Source organism: Mesorhizobium intechi (genome assembly GCF_002879535.1).
Lineage (GTDB): Bacteria > Pseudomonadota > Alphaproteobacteria > Rhizobiales > Rhizobiaceae > Mesorhizobium > Mesorhizobium intechi.
In genome coordinates this window covers 1-4,424 of record NZ_PNOT02000024.1, presented here as the reverse complement: position 1 = coordinate 4,424, position 4,424 = coordinate 1, and the positions used below count along the sequence as shown (strand labels likewise).

Genomic DNA, 4,424 nt, shown 5'->3' with positions numbered 1-4,424 from the left:
GGGGAAAAGGCCTCTTTGACGGGGCGGGCCGGAACCCTTGGCGACGCTTTGAAGCGCGACGAAGGCGGCGACGCCGCCGACCTGACCGAAATTGCCGGCGCCATCAAGTGGTTCGATGTGGCCAAGGGTTATGGGTTCATCCTGCCCGATGACGGTGTCTCGGGCGATATCCTCCTCCATGTGACATGTCTTCGACGGGACGGTTTCCAGACTGCCCTGGAGGGCGCGCGCGTTGTCTGCCTTGTCAAGCAGGGCGATCGCGGGCTGCAGGCCTTTCGTGTGCTTTCCATGGATGTCACCACCGCCGTCCACCCCGCGGAAATGCAGGAACAGCGCACCCATGTCGCGGTGACGCCGGAGAGCGGGCTCGAACGCGCTTTGGTCAAGTGGTTCAACCGCACCAAGGGCTTCGGCTTCCTGACACGCGGCGAAGGCACCGAGGACATTTTCGTCCATATGGAGACGTTGCGCCGCTATGGCATCACCGAGCTTCGTCCGGGGCAGGTCGTGCTTGTCCGTTTCGGCCGCGGTGACAAAGGCCTTATGGCCGCCGAAATTCACCCCGATATGGGCACCTTGCCGGTTTCGCACTAGGACGATTTCGGCCGAGGAACTTGGATGACTCGCAGGAACTGGCTGACGGCGGGCGTGTTTTGCGCCATTGCGGCCGTTATCGTGGCCGCAGGCGCTTTCTTCTATTCGGAACGGCCCACCTCGGCCGACAGCCGGGCGATGATTCTTCCGGTCGACCCGACGCCGCTGGTCGTGGCGACGAAAGATGGGAATCGCTCCTTCTCGATCGAAATCGCCGACAACGACGCCGAGCGCGAGGCCGGCTTGATGTATCGCCAGGACATGGCGGACGATCACGGCATGCTGTTCGTTTTCGAGATACAGCAGCAGGTCAGTTTCTGGATGCAGAACACGCCGATGCCGCTTGACCTGATCTTTGTCGGCCAGGATGGCAAGATCCGCGCCGTCAAGCATGGCGAACCGCAATCCCAGGCTATCATTTCACCCGGCGTGCCCGTGCGCTTCGTGCTCGAGCTCAAGGCCGGCACCGCCGCCAAATATGGCATCGGGTATGGCGACCTGCTGCGCCACCCGGCAATAGGCACCATATCCGGGCCCGGCATGCCACCGCCGGACAATGGCGATGCACCCAACGGCGGCGGCTGAACGAGGTAGGGCAGCCAATGCGGTTCTTCTCCCACGACGGGTTCGATCTTGCCTTCCTCGACCGCCAACCGGCATCGGGTGAGGGTGATCCTGTGCTCATGATCCACGGCTTCGCCTCAAGCCACTACGTCAATTGGGTGTCGCCGGGCTGGTTCAAGACGCTCAACGATGCCGGCTATCGCGCCATCGCCTTCGACAATCGCGGCCATGGCTCGTCATCGAAGAGCTATGACGAGGCCGACTATACGCCGGCAAAAATGGCCTCGGATGCCGCCGCCCTGCTCGGTCATCTCGGCATCGAACGGGCCCATGTCATGGGCTATTCGATGGGCGCCCGCATCGCGGCGTTTCTGGCTCTGTCCGACCCGGACAAGGTGGCGACGCTGGTCTTTGGCGGCCTCGGCATCGGCATGATCGATGGCGTCGGCGATTGGGATCCGATTGCCGACGCCCTGCTTGCCGACGATCCGGCCACGACCACCCATCCGCGCGGCCGCTCTTTCCGCGCTTTCGCCGACCAGACCCGCAGCGATCGCCGGGCGCTTGCCGCCTGCATCGCCACATCGCGCGAATTGCTGAGCGAGCAGGACATCGCCCGCATCGCCCAGCCGACGCTGGTCGCGGTCGGCACCACGGACGACATTGGCGGCTCGCCGGACGAACTCGCCGCCCTGATGCCAAACGCCAGGGCTTTCCACATCGAGGGCAGGGACCATATGCTGGCGGTCGGGGACAAGACTTTCAAGCAACGCGTGCTGGAGTTCTATGCCGAATATCCGCTTTGAGCGGTCCGCCGGGGGCAACAGCGGCAAAATAGGGAGGAGCACGGCCGCCATGCGCGTTCGTCGGGCAATTTCATCGGCTTCCTGCCGTGCCACTTCGCCGATCCCTGGGCGCGGCGGGAGAGATGCGCATCGCGTCGCCTATCGCAGGACCGACGCCCAGCGTTCGCTCGTCCAGGCGTTTCTGGCGGCGCTGTTTGACGCAATGCCTGGCGTGGGACCGACACAGGGCCGCGTTTAGGGCGCCCGGAGAACTTCGGCGAAGATCACGAGAGCCCTTGCAGGGCCTCCAGCGAGCGCGCCATGTTCAGCCTGGCCTGCGGCTCGAAGCGCTGGTGAAATTCCTCGGTGTGGAAGATGCGCGGGCGCGCGAGGAAATCCTTCAGCACGGCACCCCGCCCGGCGCGCCACATCGGCTCCTCCACCCAGTCATATTCGCGGCGGACCGCGCGTTCATAGGCGTCGAACGCATCCGGCGCGGCACCCAGGATCGACAGATCCATGTCGAGGAAGAGGCTGGCGTCGCGAGTGGCCGCGTCGTCATCGAACTGGGGCAACTGGTGTGTGGCGGTAGCGAGGATCATCGCGCCGATGCGGTATAGGCGCTCCGGGTCGGTTCGGCTCGCGAGCTTTTGCGCGGCAAGCGCGGCGCTTCTGGCCTCATTGTCCTTGGCCTTGCTGTCATAGATGGCGTCGTGGAACCAGATCGCTGCTTCGACAGCGTCGGGGTCATGCAGCGACGCGCGATAGTCGCCGGCCAGCGCCAGCATCGCTTTGATATGGGCGAGGTTGTGGTAGTGGCGATCCGGGGCGTCGTAGAGCGCCGAAAGCTCGGTTTTCAGGGCGGTGTCGATCAAGGGTTCGTTTTCCATGGCGGCTTGAATTCCTGCGAACCAAATCCATTTGACACAGCACTAAGGAAAATTGAGTTCAATCGTGCTATGATCTGGCTTATATGTGCGGCCGGACAACAGGCAAGCCAGCAGGACGCAGGACGCGACGTCGATGAACAGCATCAGCATTTCCCGCCATGGCGCGTTGCAGCCGGTCGATCCGATCTGGCGTTCGATCCGCGACGAAGCGATGGACGCCGTCAACCGCGACCCCCTGCTTGCCGCATTCCTCTATTCGACGATCCTCAACCAGGAGAGCCTGGAAGAGGCCGTCATCCACCGGATCGCCGAGCGGCTTGCCCATCAGGATATCGGCTCCGATCTCATCCGCCAGACTTTCAAGACCATGCTGGCTGACGACAAGGAATGGCCGACCACCGTGCGTGTCGACATCCAGGCCTATTACGACCGCGACCCGGCTTGCGATCGTTTCATCATGCCTGTGCTCTATTTCAAGGGCTTCCACGCCATTCAGACCCATCGGCTGGCGCATTGGTTGTGGACCCAGGGCCGCAAGGATTTCGCGCTCTATCTGCAGAGCCGCTCTTCCTCGGTCTTCCAGACCGACATCAACCCGGCCGCGCGCATCGGCAAGGGCATCTTCATCGATCACGCCACCGGCCTCGTCGTCGGCGAGACCGCGGTCATCGAGGACGATGTGTCGATCCTGCACGGCGTGACGCTGGGCGGCACCGGCAAGGCCGGCGGCGACCGCCATCCCAAGATCCGCCGCGGCGTGCTGATCGGCGCCGGCGCCAAGATTCTCGGCAATATCGAGATCGGCCATTGCTCCAAGGTCGCCGCCGGATCGGTGGTGCTGTCGCCCGTACCGCACAACAAGACGGTTGCCGGTGTGCCGGCCCGCGTGGTCGGCGAGACCGGGTGCGACCAGCCTTCGCGCCAGATGGACCAGCTGCTGCCGTCGCAGTCGATGGACCAGGTGATAAGCTTCGATATCTGATTTCCGCGCCGGCGCGCCCTCCGGCGCGATTGCGATTTTGTCCGGCGGCGCTGCCGCTTCCGGTGCAATACGGCCGGCTTGCCTTTACATCGCCATTGTCGACGTGCCAGAAGCGCCCTTCAAACCAGCAAGCCCGATGATCGGAGAAGACTGTTGAAGCCGGACGAAATCAGAAAGCTGGACGCCTATTTCAAGCGCGTCTTCCAGAACCCCAAGCTTGAGGTCAAGGCACGGCCTCGCAAGGAAGATTCCGCCGAAGTCTATGTCGGTGACGAATTCCTCGGCATCGTCTTCAAGGATGAGGACGACGGCGACTACAACTTCTCGATGGCGATCCTCGACATCGATCTGGGCTGAGCCCGTATCAAATGGCAGCCGCGCCAGGCGCGGCCTGCCATTGTCTCTCAATGTCCGGCCTTCAGCATTCGCCCGGCCTCCGCGGTCATTGCCGCGTCGAGTGCCTGCCAATCGCCAAGGAATTCCTTGGGAAAACGGTAGGTGAGGCTGAGATCGTCGCCGACCTGGATGTCCCGCTCGCACGGTGCCAGCGATTGACCGGCACTCGGCTCGCTCAAGCAGCGGGCCACGAAAGGGTCCTTTTCCCCGCGC

General features: G+C 63.4%; 6 protein-coding genes and 1 pseudogene. 5 read left to right on the top strand and 2 right to left on the bottom strand.

What is annotated here, in order from left to right; all coding sequences use genetic code 11:
- Window positions 1-48: 48 nt before the first annotated feature.
- Genes C1D09_RS01720 through C1D09_RS01710 form a run of 3 tightly spaced genes read left to right on the top strand, consistent with a single transcriptional unit; the run spans window position 49 to window position 1,964 of the window.
- Window positions 49-594, top strand: a complete 546-nt coding sequence (locus tag C1D09_RS01720) for a cold-shock protein (RefSeq protein ID WP_010909180.1) — start codon at window positions 49-51, stop codon at window positions 592-594.
- Window positions 595-618: 24 nt separating this feature from the next.
- Window positions 619-1,179, top strand: coding sequence for a DUF192 domain-containing protein (locus tag C1D09_RS01715; protein WP_143972693.1), 561 nt, complete (start codon window positions 619-621; stop codon window positions 1,177-1,179).
- A gap of 17 nt (window positions 1,180-1,196) precedes the next feature.
- A complete protein-coding gene (locus tag C1D09_RS01710; protein WP_143972692.1) occupies window positions 1,197-1,964 on the top strand; it encodes an alpha/beta fold hydrolase in 768 nt (255 codons plus the stop codon).
- A gap of 263 nt (window positions 1,965-2,227) precedes the next feature.
- On the opposite strand, the gene C1D09_RS01705 is transcribed toward C1D09_RS01710, so the two are convergent.
- Entirely contained in the window at window positions 2,228-2,833 is a 606-nt protein-coding gene (locus tag C1D09_RS01705) for an HD domain-containing protein (protein WP_143972691.1), read from the bottom strand.
- 133 nt (window positions 2,834-2,966) lie between these two features.
- Between C1D09_RS01705 and cysE the strand changes: the two genes are divergently transcribed.
- Window positions 2,967-3,815, top strand: coding sequence for a serine O-acetyltransferase (gene cysE, locus C1D09_RS01700; protein ID WP_143972690.1), 849 nt, complete (start codon window positions 2,967-2,969; stop codon window positions 3,813-3,815).
- A gap of 153 nt (window positions 3,816-3,968) precedes the next feature.
- Entirely contained in the window at window positions 3,969-4,172 is a 204-nt protein-coding gene (locus tag C1D09_RS01695; protein WP_019857879.1) for a DUF3126 family protein, read from the top strand.
- A 47-nt stretch (window positions 4,173-4,219) separates the two neighbouring features.
- Here C1D09_RS01695 and C1D09_RS01690 read toward each other — a convergent pair.
- Window positions 4,220-4,424: pseudogene (locus tag C1D09_RS01690) on the bottom strand (hypothetical protein); the annotation flags it as partial.